The sequence below is a fragment of the Leisingera sp. ANG-M7 genome (assembly GCF_000813965.1).
GTDB lineage: Bacteria > Pseudomonadota > Alphaproteobacteria > Rhodobacterales > Rhodobacteraceae > Leisingera.
Window position 1 is genome coordinate 567643 of sequence record NZ_JWLI01000001.1, and the last position, 19700, is coordinate 587342.

Consider the following 19700-nt stretch of genomic DNA (forward strand, 5'->3'; position numbering starts at 1 on the left):
ACCCAGAACTACTGTTGTGCGGTTCGATAATATCCGCCTAACACTGCACCAACTTGCACGGACCCCGAGGGTGACATGACCGACTTCAAAAAAATCCTGATTGCCAACCGTGGCGAGATCGCGATCCGCGTGATGCGCGCCGCCAACGAGATGGGCAAGCGCACCGTCGCCGTCTATGCCGAGGAAGATAAGCTCGGCCTGCACCGGTTCAAGGCGGATGAAGCCTACCGGATCGGCGAAGGCATGGGGCCGGTTGCGGCCTACCTGTCGATCGACGAGATCATCCGCGTTGCCAAGGAAAGCGGTGCCGATGCGATCCACCCCGGTTACGGCCTCTTGTCGGAAAACCCGGATTTCGTGGACGCCTGCGCCCGCAACGGCATCACCTTCATCGGCCCCAAGGCCGAAACCATGCGCGCGCTGGGTGACAAGGCCTCTGCCCGCAAGGTGGCGATTGCGGCCGGCGTGCCGGTCATCCCGGCGACCGAAGTGCTGGGCGACAACATGGACGCGATCCGGGCGGAAGCGGCAGAGATCGGCTATCCGCTGATGCTCAAGGCCTCCTGGGGCGGCGGCGGCCGCGGCATGCGTCCGATCCACGCCGAGAAGGAGCTGGAAGAGAAGGTGCTGGAAGGCCGCCGCGAGGCGGAAGCTGCATTCGGCAACGGCGAGGGCTATCTGGAAAAGATGATCACCCGCGCCCGCCACGTCGAGGTGCAGATCCTGGGCGACAAGCACGGCGAGATCTACCACCTGTATGAACGTGACTGCTCTGTTCAGCGCCGCAATCAGAAAGTGGTCGAGCGCGCCCCTGCCCCGTACTTGAGCGAAGAACAGCGCGCCGAGCTGTGCGACCTGGGCCGCAAGATCTGCCAGCATGTGAACTATGAATGCGCGGGCACCGTCGAATTCCTGATGGATATGAACGACGGCAAGTTCTACTTCATCGAAGTGAACCCGCGGGTGCAGGTGGAGCATACCGTGACCGAAGAGGTCACCGGCATCGACATCGTGCAGGCGCAGATCCTGATCGCCGAGGGCAAGACCATTGCCGAAGCCACCGGCAAGGCCAGCCAGGGCGACATCCGCCTGAATGGCCATGCGCTGCAAACCCGCGTGACCACTGAGGATCCGCTGAACAACTTTATCCCGGACTACGGCCGCATCACCGCCTACCGCTCCGCCACCGGCATGGGCATCCGCCTGGACGGCGGCACCGCATATGCGGGCGGCGTGATCACCCGCTATTACGACTCGCTGCTGACCAAGGTGACCGCCTGGGCGCCGACCCCGGAAAAGGCGATTGCCCGCATGGACCGCGCGCTGCGTGAATTCCGGGTGCGCGGTGTCAGCACCAACATCGCGTTCGTCGAGAACCTGCTGAAACATCCGACCTTCCTGTCGAATGAATACACCACCAAGTTCATCGACGAGACCCCGGACCTGTTCCAGTTCAAGAAGCGCCGCGACCGCGGCACCAAGGTACTGACCTATATCGCGGACATCACCGTGAACGGCCACCCGGAGACCGAAGGCCGCGCAGCCCCCGCCGCCGACCTGAAGGAGCCGCGCGCGCCGAAGGCGGACGTGGGCAACCTGCCCTATGGCACCCGCAACCTGCTGGAGCAGAAAGGTGCACAGGCGGTGGCCGACTGGATGAAGGCGCAGCGCCAGCTGCTGCTGACCGACACCACCATGCGTGACGGCCACCAGTCGCTGCTGGCGACCCGGATGCGCTCGCTCGACATGATCAAGGTGGCGCCGGCCTACGCGCAGCATCTGAACCAGCTGTTCTCGGTTGAATGCTGGGGCGGTGCGACCTTTGATGTGGCCTACCGCTTTTTGCAGGAATGCCCCTGGCAGCGCCTGCGCGACCTGCGCGAGCGGATGCCGAACCTGATGACCCAGATGCTGCTGCGCGCCTCGAACGGCGTCGGCTACACCAACTATCCGGACAATGTGGTGCAGGAGTTCGTGCGCCAGGCGGCAGCCACCGGTGTCGACGTATTCCGCGTCTTCGACTCGCTGAACTGGGTTGAGAACATGCGCGTTGCGATGGACGCAGTGGTCGAGAGCGGCAAGGTCTGCGAAGGCACCATCTGCTATACCGGCGATATCCTGGACCCGAACCGCGCCAAATACGACCTCAAGTACTATGTCGGCATGGCGAAGGAGATGGAGGCCGCTGGTGCCCACATCCTGGGCCTGAAGGACATGGCCGGCCTGCTGAAACCCGCCGCAGCCCGCCAGCTGGTCAAGGCGCTGAAAGAAGAGGTCGGCCTGCCGGTTCACTTCCACACCCATGATACCTCCGGTGTGGCCGGCGCCACCATCCTGGCGGCGGCAGATGCCGGCGTCGATGCGGTGGATGCAGCCATGGACGCCTTCTCCGGCGGCACCTCGCAGCCTTGCCTGGGCTCCGTCGTCGAGGCGCTGCGCAACACCGACCGCGACACTGGCATCGACATTGCCAAGGTGCGCGAGATCTCCGGCTACTGGGAACAGGTGCGCGGCCAGTACGCGGCCTTCGAAAGCGGCCTGCAGGCCCCGGCTTCCGAGGTTTACCTGCACGAAATGCCGGGCGGCCAGTTCACCAACCTGAAGGCGCAGGCGCGCTCCCTGGGTCTGGAAGAGAAGTGGGCCGACGTGGCGCAGACCTATGCCGACGTGAACCAGATGTTCGGCGACATCGTCAAGGTGACTCCGTCGTCCAAGGTGGTTGGCGACATGGCGCTGATGATGGTCTCCCAAGGCCTGACCCGCGATCAGGTTGAGGATCCGAAAACCGACGTGGCCTTCCCCGACTCGGTTGTCGACATGATGCGCGGCAACCTGGGCCAGCCTCCGGGAGGTTTCCCCGAAAGCATCGTCTCCAAAGTGTTGAAAGGCGAAGCGCCGAACACCGAGCGCCCCGGCGCGCATCTGGAACCGGTGGATCTGGAAGCAGTCCGTGCGGACCTGTCCAAGCAGCTGGAAGGCTTCAAGGTCGATGACGAGGACCTGAATGGCTACCTGATGTATCCCAAGGTGTTCCTGGATTACATGGGCCGCCACCGCCAGTACGGTCCGGTGCGTACCCTTCCGACCCGGACCTTCTTCTATGGCATGGAGCCGGGTGAGGAGATCACTGCCGAAATCGATCCGGGCAAGACCCTGGAAATCCGCCTGCAGGCGATTTCCGAGACCGACGAAAAGGGCGAAGTGAAAGTCTTCTTCGAGCTGAACGGCCAGCCGCGGGTAATCCGGGTGCCGAACCGTCTGGTCAAAGCTTCGACCCAAGCAAACCCCAAGGCGGAAGCGGGCAACCCCAACCACGTTGGCGCGCCGATGCCGGGGGTTGTGGCGTCAGTCGCGGTGCAGGTGGGCCAGCAGGTGCATGAGGGCGACATGCTGCTGACCATCGAAGCGATGAAGATGGAAACCGGCATTCACGCCGAACGCGACGCGGTGGTGAAGGCGGTGAATGTTCAGGCCGGCGGCCAGATTGACGCCAAGGATCTGCTGGTCGAGCTGGAATAAGCCAGCCGGAAAGCGCTAGAGTTGAAGCTGCGGCCAGCCCTTGGCCGCAGCTTTTCTTTTGTGGAGTTTCAAATGATCAGGCCTCTGATTATCGCCGCTTTCGTTGCACTTTCCCCTGCCGCCGCATTCGCCGGGGACCCCGTCATCCAGTTCGAGACTGAGAACGCGGAAATGAACACCGCCATCGGCTCGGCGCTAAGCTCGATGGATGCCTTTCTCAGCCATGTTCTGGACAGCCAGGGCAATGCGGCTGACGGGGCATTGGTCAAAGTGGCGCTGGAGACCAGCTATGGCCACGAGAACATCTGGGTGGACCAATTCACTGTTGCCAGCGGCGGTGGAATGACCGGCAAGCTGGCCAATGAACCGAATGACCTGCCGGGCAAGCATTTCGGCGACACCGTGAAATTTGACCGGGCAAGCCTGCGCGACTGGAGCGTGTTCCTTGACGGAAAATTGTACGGCAACTTCACCACTCGGGTGATGATACCGCATCTGGACGCAGACAGCCGGGCACAGCTTGAACAGGTTCTGTCAGCAACACCTGTGCCTCAGGATTGGTAAACAAGCCTCTGGCAGAGAAAGCCCACCTTACGGGTTTTTCAATCACCGGATCGGCATAACGAAACGAGCATATCAGGATCAGGCGTTCAACACAGCGGTTGCCGGAAGCGTTGTGGTTTCAACTGGAACCGGCTTGAGCTGCTCAGTCGAGCCCGCCCAGCTGTCCGCTTGCGGTGCGCTGCGGTGCTTACCGCTGTGCACCAGCAGACCCAGGGCAATCGCAGCACCCAAGCTGGCGATCCGCAGGTAATCATTGCAAGGCATGGGCTCAATCTCCCCTGAAGTTCCTCTTGTTTGACAGTCAAACGCACATCTTCTGCCTTTCCGTCGCGGCCCCGGCAGTTTTTTTCATCCCCCGCCGATTTTCCTCTTGCAGCCTAGCCTTCAAGATCCTATTTCACCGCTCACCGGATGGCAGCGCGGGCGTAGCTCAGGGGTAGAGCATTACCTTGCCAAGGTAAGGGTCGTGAGTTCGAATCTCATCGCCCGCTCCATCGGGAAACGGACAGGCCGCCCTTCGGGCGGCCTTTCGCTTTTCAGCATTTCCGCATAGTCTGGCCGGGCGCAGAAAACCTTGTGCGGAATCGCTTTACCGCCTAGGAACAGAGCAAGAACATAAACAGACGGGCAGAGCAGAATGCTGACATCGGTAGAACTATGCGCAGGTGCGGGCGGCCAGGCCCTCGGTCTCGAGGCGGCGGGCTTTGACCACACGGCGCTGGTTGAGATCGACAAGCACTGCTGCGCCACCCTGCGCCACAACCGCCCGGCGTGGAACGTGCTGGAAGAGGACGTGCGCAAGTTCAAGGACGTCGCGGGCGACTACAAAGGCATCGACCTGTTGGCCGGCGGCCTGCCCTGCCCGCCGTTTTCGGTCGCGGGCAAGCAGCTGGGCGAGAAGGATGAGCGCAACCTGTTTGATGATGCGATCGAGATCGTCGATGCCACCCGCCCGCGCGCTGTGATGATCGAGAACGTGCGCGGCTTTCTGGATGCGGTGTTCCATGACTACCGTGAGAAACTAAAGAAACAGCTTTCGAAACTGGGCTATGAAACCGACTGGCGGCTGCTGAATGCCTCCGATTTTGGCGTCCCGCAGCTGCGGCCGCGGGTGGCGATTGTTGCGCTGCGCAAGGAGTTTGCCGGCCAGTTCAACTGGCCCGAGCCGCTGCCGCACAACCCACCGACTGTTGGTGCAACCCTGATCGACCTGATGAAGGAACGCGGCTGGCGCGGGGCAGATGACTGGGCTGCCAAAGCAGATGAAATTGCGCCGACCATCGTCGGCGGCTCAAAGAAACACGGGGGTCCCGATCTGGGCCCGACCCGCGCGCGGCGCGCCTGGGCGGCTTTGGGCGTTGAGGGCCGCACGATTGCGAACGAGGCGCCGGATCCGTTTCACAACGACATGCCGCGCCTGACGGTGCGGATGGTCGCGCGTATCCAGGGCTTCCCCGATGCCTGGCACTTCACCGGTGCCAAGACCAATGCCTACCGGCAGGTCGGCAACGCCTTCCCGCCACCGGTGGCAGAGGCGGTGGCGCGAGAGCTGAAGGCAGCAATTGCCAAACCAAAGCTGCATGCAGTGCGGGCCTAACCCCGCGCCCGCTGCGTTGCCGGCCACCGGGCGGCTTTTGCTATGAAACAGAAAATTCCTGACAGCCTGGTTGATTTCGACCACCAGGATTTCAACGTCCTGCTCCAACTTGAGATGGAGATCACCCAGCGCGCCGGCGGGTTGCTGGCGCTGGAACATGACGTGGCCTTCATGCTGCGTGACTGCATCGACGATGTGATCATGACACCCAAAACCGGGCGGCGGTCTTACGAAGAACTGGAGAAGACCGAAAAAACCTATATCGGCACCCGGGTGGAGATTGAGCTGCGGGCCTTGCTGGGCCTGCGGAAGGGACGGCTGGACACCGTGATTTTGGGCCATGACGTGGACATCAAGCACACCATGGGCAGCAACTGGATGATTCCGACCGAAGCTGTGGGCAGCGCCTGCCTGCTGGTGGCCGCGGACGAAGCGCGGGCGCGCTGTTACCTGGGGCTGATCGTGGCCCGGCCCGAATACCTGACTACAGGCCAGAACAAGGATGCCAAGCGCAGCATTTCCGCTGAAGGGTTCAAACACATCCAGTGGCTGCTGAAGGACCACCCCTACCCGGCCAACTTCTGGCGCACTGCGGATGCGGATGCCGTCCAGGTTATATTTGACTGCGACACGGGCAACGCCCGCATGGCCACACTGTTCCGGCTGATGCAGCGCCGCCCGATTCCCCGCGCCGCGGTGGAGGCGGTGGCGCAGCAGAAGGATTTCATGCGCCGCATCCGTGCTGACGGCGGCCATGGCACCCGCGACATTCTGGGGCGTGAGCAGATCGTGGTGCTGGAGGGACGCAAGGATGCCCAGCTGATCAAGGCACTGGAGCTGCCGCCCTGTGCGGCCAGCGAATTTATTTCCTGCCGGATTGAAACGGAGTACCATGCCCGCATGGCCAGACAATCAGGGCATCCAATCGCGTGGCCGACAAGCTGACACCAGAGCGGCGCAGCGCCAATATGGCGAAAATCCGCGCCAAGAACACCAAGCCGGAAATGCTGGTGCGGCGGATGGTGCATGGCCTGGGCTTCCGCTACCGGCTGCACCGCAAGGACCTGCCGGGCAAGCCGGACCTGGTGTTCGGCCCGCGCCGCAAGGTGATCTTCGTGCATGGCTGTTTCTGGCATCTGCATGACTGCCGCGACGGGCGCATTCCTGCCTCGCGCCGCGACTACTGGGAACTGAAGCTGCTGCGCAATGCCGAACGCGACGCGGAACAACTGGCAGCCCTGCAGGCGGCGGGGTGGAAGGTGCTGACCATCTGGGAATGCGAGACCAAGGATCTTGCCGCCTTGGAAGACCGCCTCGCAGACTTCCTTGAAACGGCAGAATAATGCTTATCCACAGTTACTTGCGAGGTTCCGAAAATTTCCTCTTGCGGCCCGTTTGGGAAAACCCTAAACACCGCCTCACCGAATGGCAGCGCGGGCGTAGCTCAGGGGTAGAGCATTACCTTGCCAAGGTAAGGGTCGTGAGTTCGAATCTCATCGCCCGCTCCATTCGAAAGCGGAACAGGCCGTCCTTCGGGGCGGCCTTTCGCTTTTCCGCACCGCAGCACCGGCGGCATTTTCTTCACTGAACTGTCATTTTCTACTTGCGGCCCGCGCAGGGATTTCCTATTCACCGCGTCACCGGATGGCAGCGCGGGCGTAGCTCAGGGGTAGAGCATTACCTTGCCAAGGTAAGGGTCGTGAGTTCGAATCTCATCGCCCGCTCCATCGGGAAACGAAAAGACCGCCCTCCGGGGTGGCCTTTCGCTTTTTCAAGCGCCCTCGTGAAATTTGATCAAATTCCTTTGACGCGGGCTGAAAAACAAGCCAATGCTACTGCCAAACAATGCTCACGGGCAGATCATCGCAGGAGTTTGGCCATGGCCCCAGTCATCTATCCCACCACCAATTTCACCGCGACCGAACAGCTGTGCCTGGACCGCGGCGAAGGCATCTATGTCTTTGATACAGACGGCAACAAATACATCGAGGGGCTGGCAGGCTTGTGGTGCACCTCGCTGGGCTACAGCAACACCGAAGTGATGGACGCAATCACCGAGCAACTGCACAAGCTGCCGTTCACCCACACATTCGGCGGCAAGACCCACAAGCCGATCATGGACTTGGCGGAGAAGCTGAAGGCGATGGTGCCGGTGGAGGATGCCTATATCTTCTTTGGCAACTCCGGCTCGGACGCCAATGACACCCACTACAAGATGCTGCGCTATTACTTCAATGCCATCGGCAAGCCGGAGAAGCGCAAGATCATTACCCGCGAGCGCGGCTATCATGGCGTCACAGTGGCGGCTGGGTCGCTGACCTCATTGCCCGCGAATCTGGCGCATTTCGACGCGCCGCTGGAGGCGCTGCACATTCTGCGCTCGGACGCGCCGCATTATTACACCGGCCGCCAGGGCAATGAGACCGAAGAACAGTTTGTCGACCGGATCATCAATAACCTGGAAGAGCAGATCCTGGCGGAAGACCCCGACACCATCGCAGCGATGATCGTGGAGCCGATCACCGGAGCGTCGGGCGTGATCGTGCCGCCGGAAGGGTATTATGAGAAACTGCAGGCGCTGTTGCGCGAACATGGCATCCTGGTTTGGGCCGATGAGGTGATCTGCGGCTTCGGGCGTACCGGTGCCGATTTCGGCTGCACCACCATGGGCATCAAGCCGGACCTGATGACCTTTGCCAAGCAGCTGAGCTCGGCCTATTTCCCGATCTCGGCCTCGGTCATTCCGGGTTACATGTATGAGGCGATGATCGACCAGACCAATGAGGTCGGCGTCTTTGGTCACGGCTACACCTACTCCGGCCACCCGGCGGCCTGTGCCGCGGCGCTGAAGACACTGGAGATCTATGAACGCGACGACCTGTTCGAGCACGCCGCGGACGTGGGCGCCTATATGCAGGCGCAGTTGCGCGAGATTTTCACCGATCATCCGCTGGTCGGCGAGGTGCGCGGCAAGGGGCTGATCGCGGCGCTGGAGCTGGTGTCGAACAAGACCACCGGTGCCAGCTTTGACAAAGGCGCTGCTGGCGCAGCGGCCCAGAAGGCTTGCCAGGAGAACGGCCTGATCCTGCGGGCGGTCGCGGGCAACGCGCTGGCGCTGTGCCCGCCGATCATCATCACCAAACCAGAGGTGGACGACATGCTGGCACGGATGAAATCCGCGGTTGATCAGGCCTTTGCTGAACTCAGCGAGCAAGGCCTGATCGCCGCCTGACCGCGCGATGCCGCAAACAGATAACGCCCCGCAGTGCGGGGCGTTTTGCTTTCCGTGGCTTCGCTGCCGGAAGCCTCAGAACACCTTGTAGGTCATCGTGGTCAGCGACCGCTCGATCCCTTCGATCTGCAGCAACTGGTCGTTGATGTATTTCCCGACATCCTCACCCGTCGGGATGTAGAGCTTCATCAGCAGGTCGAAGTTGCCGCTGGTGGAGTAAAGCTCGGAGTGGATTTCGCGCAGGGCAATCTCCTCGGCCACTTTGTAGGTGGTGCCGGGTTTGCAGCGGATCTGGACAAAGACGCAGGTGGACATGGGGGCCCTCATGGCTGATCAGGAATTTGCGCCCAAGCTCGCATGCGGCGCAAGCAGGCGCAAGAGACAGGCTGGAGCCGGAATTGCTGCAACAGATTGACCGCCATGCACAATGCCGCACTTGAGCCGTGCCCCCTGCCCGCCCTATAAGCGCCCAGGCAGAATTAAAGTTCTTGCAGCATGACGAAGGATAAGCCGCTGATGCGTACCGCCAAAGTGACCCGCAAGACCGCGGAGACCGATATCTCTGTCGAGATCAACCTCGACGGCACCGGGGTTTATGACAACCAGACCGGGGTCGGCTTCTTCGACCACATGCTGGACCAGTTGGCGCGGCATTCGCTGATCGACATGACCATCCGTGCTAAGGGCGATTATCATATCGACGACCACCACACTGTGGAAGACACCGGCATCGCACTGGGGCAGGCGCTGGTGCAGGCGCTGGGGGACAAGAAGGGCATCCGCCGCTATGGCGAGTGCCACCTGCCGATGGATGACGCCCAGGTGCGCTGCGCGCTGGACCTGTCGGCGCGCCCCTTCCTGATCTGGAATGTTGAGCTGCCCACGCAAAAGATCGGCACCTTTGACACCGAGCTGGTGCGGGAGTTCTTCCAGGCGCTCAGCACCCATGGCGGCATCACCCTGCACATTGACCAGCTGCACGGGTTCAACAGCCACCATATCGCCGAGGCGGCCTTTAAGGCGGTGGCCCGCGCGCTGCGGCTGGCTGTGGAGACCGACCCGCGCAAGGCGGATGCGATTCCGTCCACCAAGGGTGCACTCTGAGATGCTGACCGCAATCATTGACTACGAGTCCGGCAACCTGCACTCGGCTGAGAAGGCGTTTCAGCGCATGGCGCGGGAAATGGATGCGGGCGAGGTCGTGGTGACCTCCGACGCCGATGTTGTGGCGCGGGCCGACCGGCTGGTGCTACCCGGCGACGGCGCCTTCCCCGCCTGTGCGGCAGAGCTGCGCGGCCACAAGGGCATCTATGACGCGATGGTCGAGGCGGTGGAGCAGAAGGGCCGCCCGTTCCTGGGCATCTGCGTCGGCATGCAGCTGATGGCAACCACTGGGCATGAGTACGAAGAGACGCCGGGCCTGGGCTGGGTTGGCGGCGATGTGGTGAAGATCACGCCCGCGGATGCCTCCTTGAAGGTGCCGCATATGGGCTGGAACGATCTGGTGATCGACCACGCGCACCCGGTGTTTGACGGCATCCAGAGCGGTGATCACGTGTATTTCGTGCACTCCTACCATTTCCGCGCGGCAAACCCGGCGGAGCGGCTGGCGCATGTTGACTATGCCGGCGACGTGACCGCCGTCATCGGGCGGGGCACGATGGTCGGCATGCAGTTCCACCCAGAGAAAAGCCAGGCCACCGGCCTGCGGATAATCGGAAACTTCCTGACCTGGAAACCCTAAGGGGACGGCGCTGAAGCGCCGTTTACCTTGGCTTTGAGTATTTGGGGAAGGATGAAAACCGCGGCGTTCAGGCCGCAGCGGAGCGCAGGGAGACCGGCGCGACTCCATAGGCCTTGCGGAAGGCGCGGGTGAAGCCCTCGGGGCTGGTGTAGGCATAGCGGCGCGCGACGGCCTCCACCCGATCGCCGCGTGCGAGGTCCTGATGCGCCAGGATCAGCCGCCAGCGGCGCAGGTAGCCGATCGGAGTTTCGCCCACTTCTGCCGCGAAGAGTTCCGCAAAGCGTGACAGCGACAGCCCTGCTTCCTGTGCCAGGTCGGCATTGGTCCAAAGGCGGCCCGGATGATCATGCATCGCCACGATGGCGCGGCTGAGGCGCGGATCGGCGAGGCCCGCCAGCAGCCCCGGCTCTGTCGCGCCCCTTTGGATCTGATTGCGCAACAGGCGCACCATCAGCACCTCCCCCAGCCGGTTGATCACCGATTGCGCGCCGCAGTGCTGCCCTTCGGCCTCATCGCGCATCAGCCGTACCAGCCCTTGTGCCTCGGCATTGCCGGAAACGTCATACTCCACCACCGGCGGCAAGGCGGCCAGGAACGGGTTGCTTTGCCCCGACCATTCCACCCGCGCTGCCCACATGACCGCACCTGGAGCAGGGTCCGCCAGCGGGCCGCGGGTACGGTAGAGGATCTGCACTGGCTCGCCCGCCCCGTCCGCCAGGGCAATCAAGTTGGCCCGGCCCGGAACAGCAGCCTGCACGGCGAGCTGGAAACGGTCCATCAATGTGGTGAGTCTATCCATCTTCCGGTGTTCCCATCAGGCTTTTCGGATTTATACGACACTAAACTGCGTCATACATTCAGACAAGCACCACCACTCACACCATTCACAAGGAACATTCACATGCTGATCCCCCGCCAGAAGACCCCGGACCTGACACTGCCGACGCTAGACCACGGGCAATTCGACCTGTCTTCGGAAACGGCCGAGCGCGGCACAGTGATCTGCTTTTACCGCGGCCTGCACTGCCCGATCTGCGCGACCTACCTGAAGGAATTCGAGAAGAAAGTCGCAGCCTTTGCCGAGCGCGGCGTCAACTGCATCGCCATCAGCTCTGACGGCGAGGAGCGCACCCGCGCGATGGCCGACAAGATCGAAGCCAAGGAGCTGCGTTTCGGCTATGATCTGCCGCTGTCAGTTGCCAAGGAATGGGGGCTTTACATCTCTACTTCGCGCGGCAAAACCTCGATCGGGATTGAAGAGCCGGCGCTGTTTTCGGAACCTGGCCTGTTCCTGGTGACGCCGGAGCAGACGCTCTATTACGGGTCTGTGCAAACGATGCCGTTTGTGCGCCCGCACTTTTCGGAACTGGTGGCGGCGCTGGACTTTGCCATCCCCAACAACTACCCGGCGCGTGGTGAGTACACCGGTGAGGTGTAAGCGTCACAGCTGCCGCAGGGGACGGTGCACTTCACCGGTTTGAGCAATAGACAAGAGGTCTGCTTCGGGGCATACGGAGCGGACCTTTTTTCGCGCCCAGGGTCCCCCTTGCACATCCGTTTCGAGAAATACGACCACACCGAAGGCAAGCATCGCTATTGCCTCCTTAGCCTGACGCCGACGCTGTTCGGCGATTGGTGTGTTGAGCGTGTGTCCGGGCCGCTGAACGCGCCAGGCGGCGCGCAGAAGCGGACCTATTTCGCCGCGCACGCGGAGGCGCTGGCGATCTTCGAAGGGTTCCGGGACCGGCAGCTGAAGCGCGGCTATGCGCCGATCCCAGTGCAGCTGGGACTGCTCTAGGGGCAGCCCCATGGGTTTACTGTACGCGGGTCCAGGTTTGCTTGGAGCAAATCAGCCCGCCGACAACGCAGCCACGCAAGGCCAAGGAGCTGCCCGCCAGATCCATTTTTCCAATGTAGATCTTGTCGTTGGAGGGCCGCCAGACCTTACCCTCATAGGAGCCGTCGCCGTTTGGTACCATGTCGATCACCAGCGTCTTGCCGATGTTCGGGGACTTGTACTCGCCTTCGCTGTTGAAGGTACGGGCAATCTTGCCGCAGACCGCAGCGCCGCATTTCGCCATCCGGATATGGGCATAGGAGCCGTCATCAGCTTGCGTTTTCCAGACCCCCAGCACCGGATCCGCCGCCGCGGCACCTGCCAGACCGACGGCTACGGCCATGCCTGCCAGTAGATGTTTCATTCCATTTCCTCCCTGTTTTTCAGGCAGCCTGTCCCTGATGCGGTCATTGAGGCAAGGTTGACTTCGGGTCGCGTTGCAATCTGCCCTTACGTTGTGCAAAACACCGCCAGCTTGATTTCACGAAGGACCGCCCGGATGATCCTCTACCCCGCGATTGACCTCAAAGACGGCCAGGCCGTGCGCCTGCTGCATGGCGAAATGGACAAGACCACCGTGTTCAACGACAACCCCGCCGCGCAGGCGCTGGAGTTTGTCGAGGCCGGCTGCGAGTGGCTGCATCTGGTGGACCTGAACGGTGCCTTTGCCGGCGAGCCGGTGAATGCCGCGCCGGTCGAGGAGATTCTGAAGCAAACCAAAGTGCCCGCACAGCTGGGCGGCGGCATCCGCGACATGGCCACCATCGAGCGCTGGATCAGCAAGGGCCTTGCACGGGTGATCCTGGGCACCGTGGCGGTGGAGAACCCGGACTTGGTGCGCGAAGCGGCACGGGAATTCCCCTGCAAGGTTGCAGTCGGCATCGACGCACGTAAAGGCAAGGTCGCAACCAAGGGCTGGGCCGAAGAAACCGACGTGATGGTCACCGACCTCGCCAAATCCTTTGAGGACGCAGGCGTTGCCGCGATCATCTATACCGATATCCTGCGAGATGGCGCTATGAAGGGCCCGAATGTGGAGGCAACCGCCGATCTGGCCAATGCGGTCAGCATCCCGGTGATTGCTTCCGGCGGCGTCTCCTCGCTGGACGACCTCAGGGCGCTGAAATCCTGCGGCGCGCCTCTCAATGGTGCGATTTCAGGCCGGGCGCTGTATGATGGCGCCATTGACCTGAAAGAGGCGCTGGCAGTTCTGAAGCCCTGACGCCTCCCCCGGCGAAGGGAACTCTCATGCGCCTTGTCCGCCGAATCCTTGCAACCCTCACCATAGGACCCATCGTCCTGTGGCTGCTATGCATAGCCTTTGTGATGCTGCTGGGGTTCGGCTTTGATTGCGAAATCCACGAGGGGTTTGCCAACCCCTGCATGGTGCTGGGCCAGGACCTGGGCGAGACGGCTTATACCATGGGGGTCCTTGCCGCCTGGGGGCCACTGATCTTCGGCCCGGTCTCCATGGGGGCCGGGCTGCTGTGGGGGCTGGCCATTGCGTTGTCGCGCTATCTGGCAGCGCGGCGCTGAGCCTACTCGGCTGCTTTTGCAGTCAGCTTGCCCAAGGCGCCCCGCATCTTGGCGATAAATTCAGCATCGGCAGGAACGTCGAGGCCTGAGAGCATTTCTGCCGGGTCCTGATAGGTCAGCCAGACATGGCCGTCGGCATCCTCATAAGCCAGCACCTTCAGCGGCAAATAGAGCCCTGCACGCATATCCGCCTGCATCGCCGGAGTGCCGAGCTTGGGGTTGCCGAAGATCAGGAGCTGCGATCCCGCCAACTCCATTCCTGCCTTCTCTGCGCCGCCTGCATGGTCGACCCGGGCAAAGACAGTGGCGCCCGCACCCTCCACTGCCGCCTGCAGCGCATCCATGGTTTCGGCCACGGGTTTCTGGCTTGGCACAGTCACCAGCTCCGCGGCGGCGGGCAATGCAGAGACGAGCGCCAAGGCGCCTGCGAGGGAAAGAGATTTTTTCATAACGGATACTCCGGAAATCAGGGACATTTGCACATCATCGGGGCTGTCATCCCGCAGGGGCAATTCACTTCTGCGAGACCGCCCGGTTCCGGCGGTTCCGTGCGGACCGCGCAAGGGGTCCGGACCAAAACGCGCATATCCCTCCATATCTGTTGCGCTTGCCTTTTGGTTTGCGTACCCACGGGGCAAGCAGCTTGAAAGGCACGATCCATGCTGAAAACCCGCATCATTCCCTGTCTGGACGTCGCTGACGGGCGCGTGGTCAAGGGCGTCAACTTTGTCGGCCTGCGCGATGCGGGCGATCCGGTGGAATGCGCCAAGGCCTATGATGCGGCCGGCGCGGATGAGATCTGCTTTCTCGACATTCACGCGACCCATGAAAACCGCGGCACCATGTTCGACATGGTCCAGCGCACCGCTGAGCAGTGTTTTGTGCCGCTGACCGTGGGCGGGGGGGTCAGGACCAAGGAGGATGTGCGCGCGCTCTTGCTGGCGGGTGCTGACAAGGTCTCCTTCAATTCAGCGGCGGTGGCCAACCCGGATGTAATTGCAGAGGCCGCGGATCAGTTCGGCAGCCAGTGTATCGTCTGCGCCATTGACGCCAAGACGGTGGAGCCGGGGCGCTGGGAGATCTTCACCCACGGCGGGCGCAAGCCTACTGGCATCGACGCGGTGGAATTTGCCAGGCTGGTGACATCCAAGGGCGCGGGGGAAATCCTGCTGACCTCGATGGACCGGGACGGCACCAAATCCGGCTTCAACCTGCCGCTGACCAAGGCAATTTCCGATGCGGTCGACGTGCCGGTGATCGCATCCGGCGGCGTCGGCAACCTGGATCACCTGGTGGAGGGCGTGACCAAAGGCGGCGCAAGCGCGGTGCTGGCGGCCTCGATCTTCCACTTCGGGGAGTACACCATCCAGGAAGCCAAGGAACACATGGCCGCTGCCGGCATCCCGATGCGGCTGAACTGAAAGGGCATGTGATGAGCCTGCTGCACGACCTCGAAGCCACCATCCTGTCTCGCAAGGGGGCTGATCCTGACACCAGCTGGACCGCCAAACTGCTGGCCAAAGGGCCGGAGAAATGTGCCGAGAAATTCGGTGAGGAAGCCATTGAGACCATTATCGAGGCGGTGAAGGATGACAAGGCAGGGCTCGCCTCCGAAGGGGCCGATGTTCTCTATCATTTCCTGGTGATGCTGGCCGCCCGCGATGTGGCGCTGGACGATGTGCTGCAGGTGCTGGCAGAACGCCAGGGCCTTAGCGGCATTGCCGAGAAGGCCAGCCGCCCCAAAGGCTGATCCTCGGTCAGAACCGGCAATCCGGCCGCGGATCAAGGGAGGCGCAGCCGGATTGCGCCAGCGCGGCTTGCCCTTGACGCGCACTCTGAAACACACTCGGCAAGGCCCTTAAGGGCACTCCTGCCCCTCAAGGGCTTCTCGGTAAAAAAATCTGCGCCGTGCAGCGGCGCCCGGCCCAACTGTGGAAGCCGTCCGGCAGGACGGCGGGAACGGGCGGGAGCACCCTGCCCGGCCACAGGCGTCACAGTTTCGAGGAAATGATCCCGGTGGCAAAGCCGCCCATGCGCAGCTCGCCGAATAGGCGCTGGTATTCGATTTTTGGGCAGCGGTTCTGGATCACCGTGACGCCGCGCGCCTCGGCCTTGGCCGCCGCCTCGGCGTGCTCCACCCCGATCTGCATCCAGATGGTCTGCAGCTTCGGGAACGCCTCCAGTGCCTCGTCCACGACCGGCGGAACCGCCTCAGAACGGCGGAAAATGTCGACCATATCCACAGGCAGATCAATTTCGGAGAGGCTGGCCCGCACCGTTTCGCCGAACAGCGTCTTGCCGGCATGGCCAGGGTTGACCGGAATCACCTTATAGCCCTTCAGGCCCAGGTAGCGTGCCACATAGTAGCTGGGGCGCACCGGGTTCATCGACACGCCCACCACCGCCACCGTCTTGGCGCGCTGCAGGACCTTCTTCAGATGCTCATCGCTGTAGTCTGTCATGCGGGAACCCTAGCGGCGGCGCTGGCGGCCGCATAGGCGGAAACGCCGCCTGGATACAAAAATGCGCCCGGACGAACCGGGCGCAAGGTATGGAACGAGGGACAGTGAAAAAGATCTGCGGTGGTTCCACTCCGCAGTCTGTATTGTATATGGGTCACGGTTCGAAAAATAAAAGCATACATCACACATTTGTGAGATGACAGGCTATTTTCTGAGGGCTGCAGGCCAATGAATCCTGCCCGAGGCAATCATATGCGCCGTATCAGCCTGCCACAGCACATGCACACGCCTGTTATTCAACAGAAAAAGCTCTCCGTCGACAATTGCCCACAGTTGCGGATTGCCTTCGTGCAACTGACCCATTGACATGGCATAGGCGCAGTAGCCCCCGAAAGCAGGCGCATAGGCCCGCGGGTTGGCTTCGAATTGCGCCTGATTATGGGCTGAGGCAAAGCGCCAGACGACGCCCTTCCACATTACGGCATGGACAGGCCGTCCCTCCTCGGCCGCACCATGTTCAAAAAACGCAACCGCATCATATCCGCCGATGGCGACCCCGGCACGCGAGGAGTACACGGCCGGGTCAGCCCGCACCGCATCCGGCAGGGACAGGAACAATACCGCGGCGGCCATCAGCACCAGACGCAGGGTCACATTGAACTCCATTCACTGCTTGCATCAGGCCTGCGACTTTGCCGCACCGCAGTGCCGTTGCAAAGACAGCTTACGCAGATGTGAACAAGGTGTGACACCAAGCGCCTCAGCGGGCGATGGATGCGTAAAGGGCAATCGCCGCTGCATTGGAGACGTTGAGTGACCCAAAACCGCCTGCGGCATCGATCTTGACCAGCCCGTCGACGGTTTCCTTGGTTTTCTGGCGCAGGCCCGGACCTTCGGCACCCAGCACCAGCGCCACCGGCAGGTGCTGCTTGCCCTCCAGCGCGGACTCAATGGTCTGATCGGCCTCACCATCCAGGCCCAGCACGATGAAACCCATGTTCTGCAGTTCAGTGATAGAATCGGCGAGGTTGCGCATCCGCAGGTAGGGCTGACGCTCCAGCGCGCCGCTTGCGGTCTTGGCCAGCGCCCCGGTTTCAGGTGCCGAGTGGTGCCGGGTGCCAATCACGGCACTGGCGCCCAGCACCTCGGCCGAGCGCAGGATGGCACCGACGTTGTGCGGGTCGGTGACCCGGTCCAAAAGAAGCACGCGCGGCGCTTCGCGGCCGATGCAGTTTTCAGCCAGGCCACCCCAGTTCAGCGGCTTCACTTCAAGTGCTGCGCCCTGGTGCACTGACTGCGGATCGATCGGCGGATTGAATTTGCGCGGGTCGATGACTTCGGCCTCAATTCCGGAGTCTTCAATTGCATCCGCCAGTTTCGCCTGCGCGTTCATGGTCACCATCAGACGGAGTTTTTCGCGCTTGGGGTTGAGCAGCGCATCGCGCACCGCATGCAGCCCGAACAGCCATACGGTTTCCGCGGCAGCAGCCCGTTTGGCCTGCTCTTTTTCGACGACCCATTTGGGTTTCTTGGACATTTCGCTCTCCGGCAGAAAGAATTTGCGAGGCGTGCGAAAAACTTGCGTTTTTCCGGTTGACGCCCCTTTGGCCTGCTTGTAATCACGCCTCCACATCAGGTGCAACAAGCAACTGACAGTGGGCGACAGGCCGCAAGGTGTGGCAGGGGACTGTAACTCCCTCGCGGAGACGCACGCCTGGTTCGATTCCAGGGTCGCCCACCATCTTCTCTCTCTTCAGATCTGACGATGGTGGTTCAGCAGCAAGCTGAACAGGCCGCGCACCCACGCTGCGCAGCAAAAAGCCCGCGTGAGCTTCGCGGGCTTTCCATTTGATTGGAGTAGATAATCCGCCGGTCAGGCAGTTTCGGCCACGGCCTGTTCAGCCCATTCGATCAGAGCTTCCACATCCGGGCCGGCCTCAACCGCCATGCCATCGGCAAACGCCTGGAACGGCTCCACGTTCATCTTGTTCACGCCGGAAATCACTGGAATACCCAAGGCCAGCGCTTCACCGATGATGGGACGCATGCCGCGCCCGTCGGCCTCGTGCTTTCCGAATTTATTGACGATCAGCAGCTGTGGCGCCGGGTCCGTTTGAAGGGTAGCGGAGACCTGCCCGACCGCCTGCTCCAGCGCCTCCGGGTTCAGGCGGCAGCCGCGGGCGCCTGCGCCCAGAGATTGCGAAATGCGGATGGTCTCGCCCGCGGGCAGCACCCGCACGTCCATGTCGCACAGCTCCTTGTCGTAGCATTCCACATTGGTCTGCACGATGCCGGCCAGGCGGATCCCCTTGGCCTCCAGTTTTTCAGCCAGTTCGCTCAGCAAACGGTCCGTGGCACCGCGCTCTTCGGTCATCACATAGGCCAGGTGCATTGGTCGTTCTCTCCAGTCTCATGTCGTTTCATAGGTGGTCATGAGGCGCCCGCGGTCAAGCCCTACCAGGGCATCGGGTTAAACCCGATGACCGGAGCATGCAGCAGTAAAAGCCCCAGGAACACCGCTGCGGCTGCCCCGGCCTCACTGGCTGCAGGGCGCAGGCGCATCAAATTCAGCCGCGCGGTGTTGCGGCTGAGACGGTTCCATTCGCCCTGCCCCAACTGGCGCTGTTTGCGCTTGTCGATCAGCGCCATGCCCATCCAGGCAAAGCCCGCAAAGAGGCCGAACAGGATCACATGCGCCAGGTCGCCGTTTGCCAGCAGGTGCGCCCCGGCCCAAAGCGCCATCGCCGCCAAGAGAGGATGGCGGCTGACAGCCAGTATACCGGGGGCTGCCGGATCAAAGGGCTTGATGCCAAGCCCGCCAAAACTGAAGGGGTTCTGCCGCATCATGCCACCCGCTGCCAGCAGGCAGGCCAGCGGCATCACCAAGAGCGGCACCCAGCGGAAACCTTCCCAATAGGGCAGCACGCCGACATAAGGCGCGCGGGCGGCGGCCACGACCAGCCAGGCAAGGATTGCCAGCGACAGCAAGCTGTAAGCGATGAAATAGCCGCGCAACCCCAAGCGGCTGACCAGCCAGGGCCGCACCGGCGGGCGCACGGGGATCGCGTGGCTGGCCAGGAACAGCAGCAGCGCAGCGGTGAATTCAAGCCAGCCCATCGGGGTCTCTCCGGGTATAGATCAGTCTTTTGTGCAGCTATAAGCGGATAGGCAGTCTATAACGTTGCCCCAGATCAAAAAAGGGCGCCGCT

Annotated in this window: 24 protein-coding genes and 4 tRNA genes; 18 read left to right on the forward strand and 10 right to left on the reverse strand. The window is 62.2% G+C overall.

The window, feature by feature from the left end; genetic code table 11:
- The first annotated feature begins 75 nt into the window (after positions 1 to 75).
- The gene (locus RA26_RS02835) at positions 76 to 3519 is read left to right on the forward strand and encodes a pyruvate carboxylase (protein ID WP_039179400.1); all 3444 of its coding nucleotides are present in this window, start codon (positions 76 to 78) and stop codon (positions 3517 to 3519) included.
- A gap of 72 nt (positions 3520 to 3591) precedes the next feature.
- Entirely contained in the window at positions 3592 to 4083 is a 492-nt protein-coding gene (locus RA26_RS02840; RefSeq protein ID WP_152612550.1) for a DUF2314 domain-containing protein, read from the forward strand.
- 78 nt (positions 4084 to 4161) lie between these two features.
- Here RA26_RS02840 and RA26_RS02845 read toward each other — a convergent pair whose 3' ends face one another.
- Entirely contained in the window at positions 4162 to 4347 is a 186-nt protein-coding gene (locus RA26_RS02845; protein ID WP_039179403.1) for a hypothetical protein, read from the reverse strand.
- A gap of 155 nt (positions 4348 to 4502) precedes the next feature.
- On the opposite strand from RA26_RS02845, the gene RA26_RS02850 reads away from it, so the two are divergent.
- The 7 genes from RA26_RS02850 (at position 4503) to RA26_RS02880 (ending at position 8912) form a co-directional block, all read left to right on the forward strand.
- Positions 4503 to 4577 (forward strand) — tRNA-Gly (locus tag RA26_RS02850).
- Between the two features lie 143 nt (positions 4578 to 4720).
- Positions 4721 to 5680 (forward strand): DNA cytosine methyltransferase, encoded by a 960-nt coding sequence (locus RA26_RS02855; protein WP_039179406.1) that lies wholly within the window; start codon positions 4721 to 4723, stop codon positions 5678 to 5680.
- A gap of 42 nt (positions 5681 to 5722) precedes the next feature.
- Complete coding sequence (locus tag RA26_RS02860) at positions 5723 to 6625, forward strand: NaeI family type II restriction endonuclease (RefSeq protein WP_039179409.1); 903 nt, start codon at positions 5723 to 5725, stop codon at positions 6623 to 6625.
- Positions 6610 to 7023 carry a very short patch repair endonuclease gene (locus RA26_RS02865; RefSeq protein ID WP_039179412.1) on the forward strand — a complete coding sequence of 138 codons (414 nt, stop codon included), beginning with the start codon at positions 6610 to 6612 and terminating at the stop codon, positions 7021 to 7023. The genes RA26_RS02860 and RA26_RS02865 overlap by 16 nt, the downstream gene beginning before the upstream one ends.
- Before the next feature lie 90 nt (positions 7024 to 7113).
- Positions 7114 to 7188: transfer RNA gene (locus RA26_RS02870), tRNA-Gly, on the forward strand.
- Between the two features lie 144 nt (positions 7189 to 7332).
- Positions 7333 to 7407, forward strand: a tRNA-Gly gene (locus tag RA26_RS02875).
- 152 nt (positions 7408 to 7559) lie between these two features.
- Entirely contained in the window at positions 7560 to 8912 is a 1353-nt protein-coding gene (locus RA26_RS02880; RefSeq protein WP_039179415.1) for an aminotransferase, read from the forward strand.
- Positions 8913 to 8987: 75 nt separating this feature from the next.
- Here the strand turns inward: RA26_RS02880 and RA26_RS02885 are convergent, their stop codons facing one another.
- Positions 8988 to 9227 (reverse strand): Lrp/AsnC family transcriptional regulator, encoded by a 240-nt coding sequence (locus RA26_RS02885; RefSeq protein WP_039179418.1) that lies wholly within the window; start codon positions 9225 to 9227, stop codon positions 8988 to 8990.
- Positions 9228 to 9428: 201 nt separating this feature from the next.
- Here RA26_RS02885 and hisB point away from each other — a divergent pair, with 201 nt between their 5' ends.
- Together hisB and hisH are read left to right on the forward strand one after the other, a co-directional pair.
- Positions 9429 to 10016, forward strand: coding sequence for an imidazoleglycerol-phosphate dehydratase HisB (hisB, locus tag RA26_RS02890; RefSeq protein WP_039180015.1), 588 nt, complete (start codon positions 9429 to 9431; stop codon positions 10014 to 10016).
- 1 nt (position 10017) lies between these two features.
- The gene (gene hisH, locus RA26_RS02895) at positions 10018 to 10656 is read left to right on the forward strand and encodes an imidazole glycerol phosphate synthase subunit HisH (RefSeq protein ID WP_039179421.1); all 639 of its coding nucleotides are present in this window, start codon (positions 10018 to 10020) and stop codon (positions 10654 to 10656) included.
- 67 nt (positions 10657 to 10723) lie between these two features.
- Here the strand turns inward: hisH and RA26_RS02900 are convergent, their stop codons facing one another.
- A complete protein-coding gene (locus RA26_RS02900; protein ID WP_039179424.1) occupies positions 10724 to 11455 on the reverse strand; it encodes an AraC family transcriptional regulator in 732 nt (243 codons plus the stop codon).
- A 102-nt stretch (positions 11456 to 11557) separates the two neighbouring features.
- On the opposite strand from RA26_RS02900, the gene RA26_RS02905 reads away from it, so the two are divergent.
- Positions 11558 to 12094: a peroxiredoxin-like family protein gene (locus tag RA26_RS02905; RefSeq protein ID WP_039179427.1), complete on the forward strand. Its 537-nt coding sequence runs from the start codon at positions 11558 to 11560 to the stop codon at positions 12092 to 12094.
- A 108-nt stretch (positions 12095 to 12202) separates the two neighbouring features.
- Positions 12203 to 12454: a WGR domain-containing protein gene (locus RA26_RS02910; RefSeq protein ID WP_039179429.1), complete on the forward strand. Its 252-nt coding sequence runs from the start codon at positions 12203 to 12205 to the stop codon at positions 12452 to 12454.
- A gap of 16 nt (positions 12455 to 12470) precedes the next feature.
- Here the strand turns inward: RA26_RS02910 and RA26_RS02915 are convergent, their stop codons facing one another.
- Positions 12471 to 12857, reverse strand: coding sequence for a DUF2147 domain-containing protein (locus RA26_RS02915; RefSeq protein WP_039179433.1), 387 nt, complete (start codon positions 12855 to 12857; stop codon positions 12471 to 12473).
- A gap of 135 nt (positions 12858 to 12992) precedes the next feature.
- On the opposite strand from RA26_RS02915, the gene hisA reads away from it, so the two are divergent.
- Together hisA and RA26_RS02925 are read left to right on the forward strand one after the other, a co-directional pair.
- Positions 12993 to 13715, forward strand: coding sequence for a 1-(5-phosphoribosyl)-5-[(5-phosphoribosylamino)methylideneamino]imidazole-4-carboxamide isomerase (hisA, locus tag RA26_RS02920; RefSeq protein WP_039179436.1), 723 nt, complete (start codon positions 12993 to 12995; stop codon positions 13713 to 13715).
- A gap of 26 nt (positions 13716 to 13741) precedes the next feature.
- Positions 13742 to 14029, forward strand: coding sequence for a hypothetical protein (locus tag RA26_RS02925; RefSeq protein WP_039179439.1), 288 nt, complete (start codon positions 13742 to 13744; stop codon positions 14027 to 14029).
- A gap of 2 nt (positions 14030 to 14031) precedes the next feature.
- Here the strand turns inward: RA26_RS02925 and RA26_RS02930 are convergent, their stop codons facing one another.
- Positions 14032 to 14478, reverse strand: a complete 447-nt coding sequence (locus tag RA26_RS02930) for a DUF302 domain-containing protein (RefSeq protein ID WP_039180017.1) — start codon at positions 14476 to 14478, stop codon at positions 14032 to 14034.
- A 210-nt stretch (positions 14479 to 14688) separates the two neighbouring features.
- Between RA26_RS02930 and hisF the strand changes: the two genes are divergently transcribed.
- Both hisF and RA26_RS02940 read left to right on the forward strand, forming a co-directional pair.
- Positions 14689 to 15450 carry an imidazole glycerol phosphate synthase subunit HisF gene (gene hisF, locus RA26_RS02935; protein WP_039179442.1) on the forward strand — a complete coding sequence of 254 codons (762 nt, stop codon included), beginning with the start codon at positions 14689 to 14691 and terminating at the stop codon, positions 15448 to 15450.
- A gap of 11 nt (positions 15451 to 15461) precedes the next feature.
- Positions 15462 to 15779, forward strand: coding sequence for a phosphoribosyl-ATP diphosphatase (locus RA26_RS02940; RefSeq protein WP_039179445.1), 318 nt, complete (start codon positions 15462 to 15464; stop codon positions 15777 to 15779).
- Positions 15780 to 16020: 241 nt separating this feature from the next.
- On the opposite strand, the gene RA26_RS02945 is transcribed toward RA26_RS02940, so the two are convergent.
- From RA26_RS02945 to rlmB, 3 genes are all read right to left on the reverse strand, one after another.
- On the reverse strand, positions 16021 to 16491 hold the full coding sequence (locus RA26_RS02945) for a CoA-binding protein (protein ID WP_039179447.1): 471 nt from the start codon (positions 16489 to 16491) through the stop codon (positions 16021 to 16023).
- A 204-nt stretch (positions 16492 to 16695) separates the two neighbouring features.
- The gene (locus RA26_RS02950) at positions 16696 to 17157 is read right to left on the reverse strand and encodes a YHS domain-containing (seleno)protein (protein WP_039179450.1); all 462 of its coding nucleotides are present in this window, start codon (positions 17155 to 17157) and stop codon (positions 16696 to 16698) included.
- Between the two features lie 94 nt (positions 17158 to 17251).
- Positions 17252 to 18028: a 23S rRNA (guanosine(2251)-2'-O)-methyltransferase RlmB gene (gene rlmB, locus RA26_RS02955; RefSeq protein WP_039179454.1), complete on the reverse strand. Its 777-nt coding sequence runs from the start codon at positions 18026 to 18028 to the stop codon at positions 17252 to 17254.
- Between the two features lie 120 nt (positions 18029 to 18148).
- Between rlmB and RA26_RS22590 the strand changes: the two genes are divergently transcribed.
- Positions 18149 to 18232, forward strand: a tRNA-Tyr gene (locus tag RA26_RS22590).
- A gap of 132 nt (positions 18233 to 18364) precedes the next feature.
- Here the strand turns inward: RA26_RS22590 and RA26_RS02960 are convergent.
- A complete protein-coding gene (locus tag RA26_RS02960; RefSeq protein ID WP_039179458.1) occupies positions 18365 to 18883 on the reverse strand; it encodes a DUF2478 domain-containing protein in 519 nt (172 codons plus the stop codon).
- Positions 18884 to 18945: 62 nt separating this feature from the next.
- Positions 18946 to 19608, reverse strand: coding sequence for an NnrU family protein (locus tag RA26_RS02965; protein WP_039179461.1), 663 nt, complete (start codon positions 19606 to 19608; stop codon positions 18946 to 18948).
- Between the last annotated feature and the right edge of the window lie 92 nt (positions 19609 to 19700).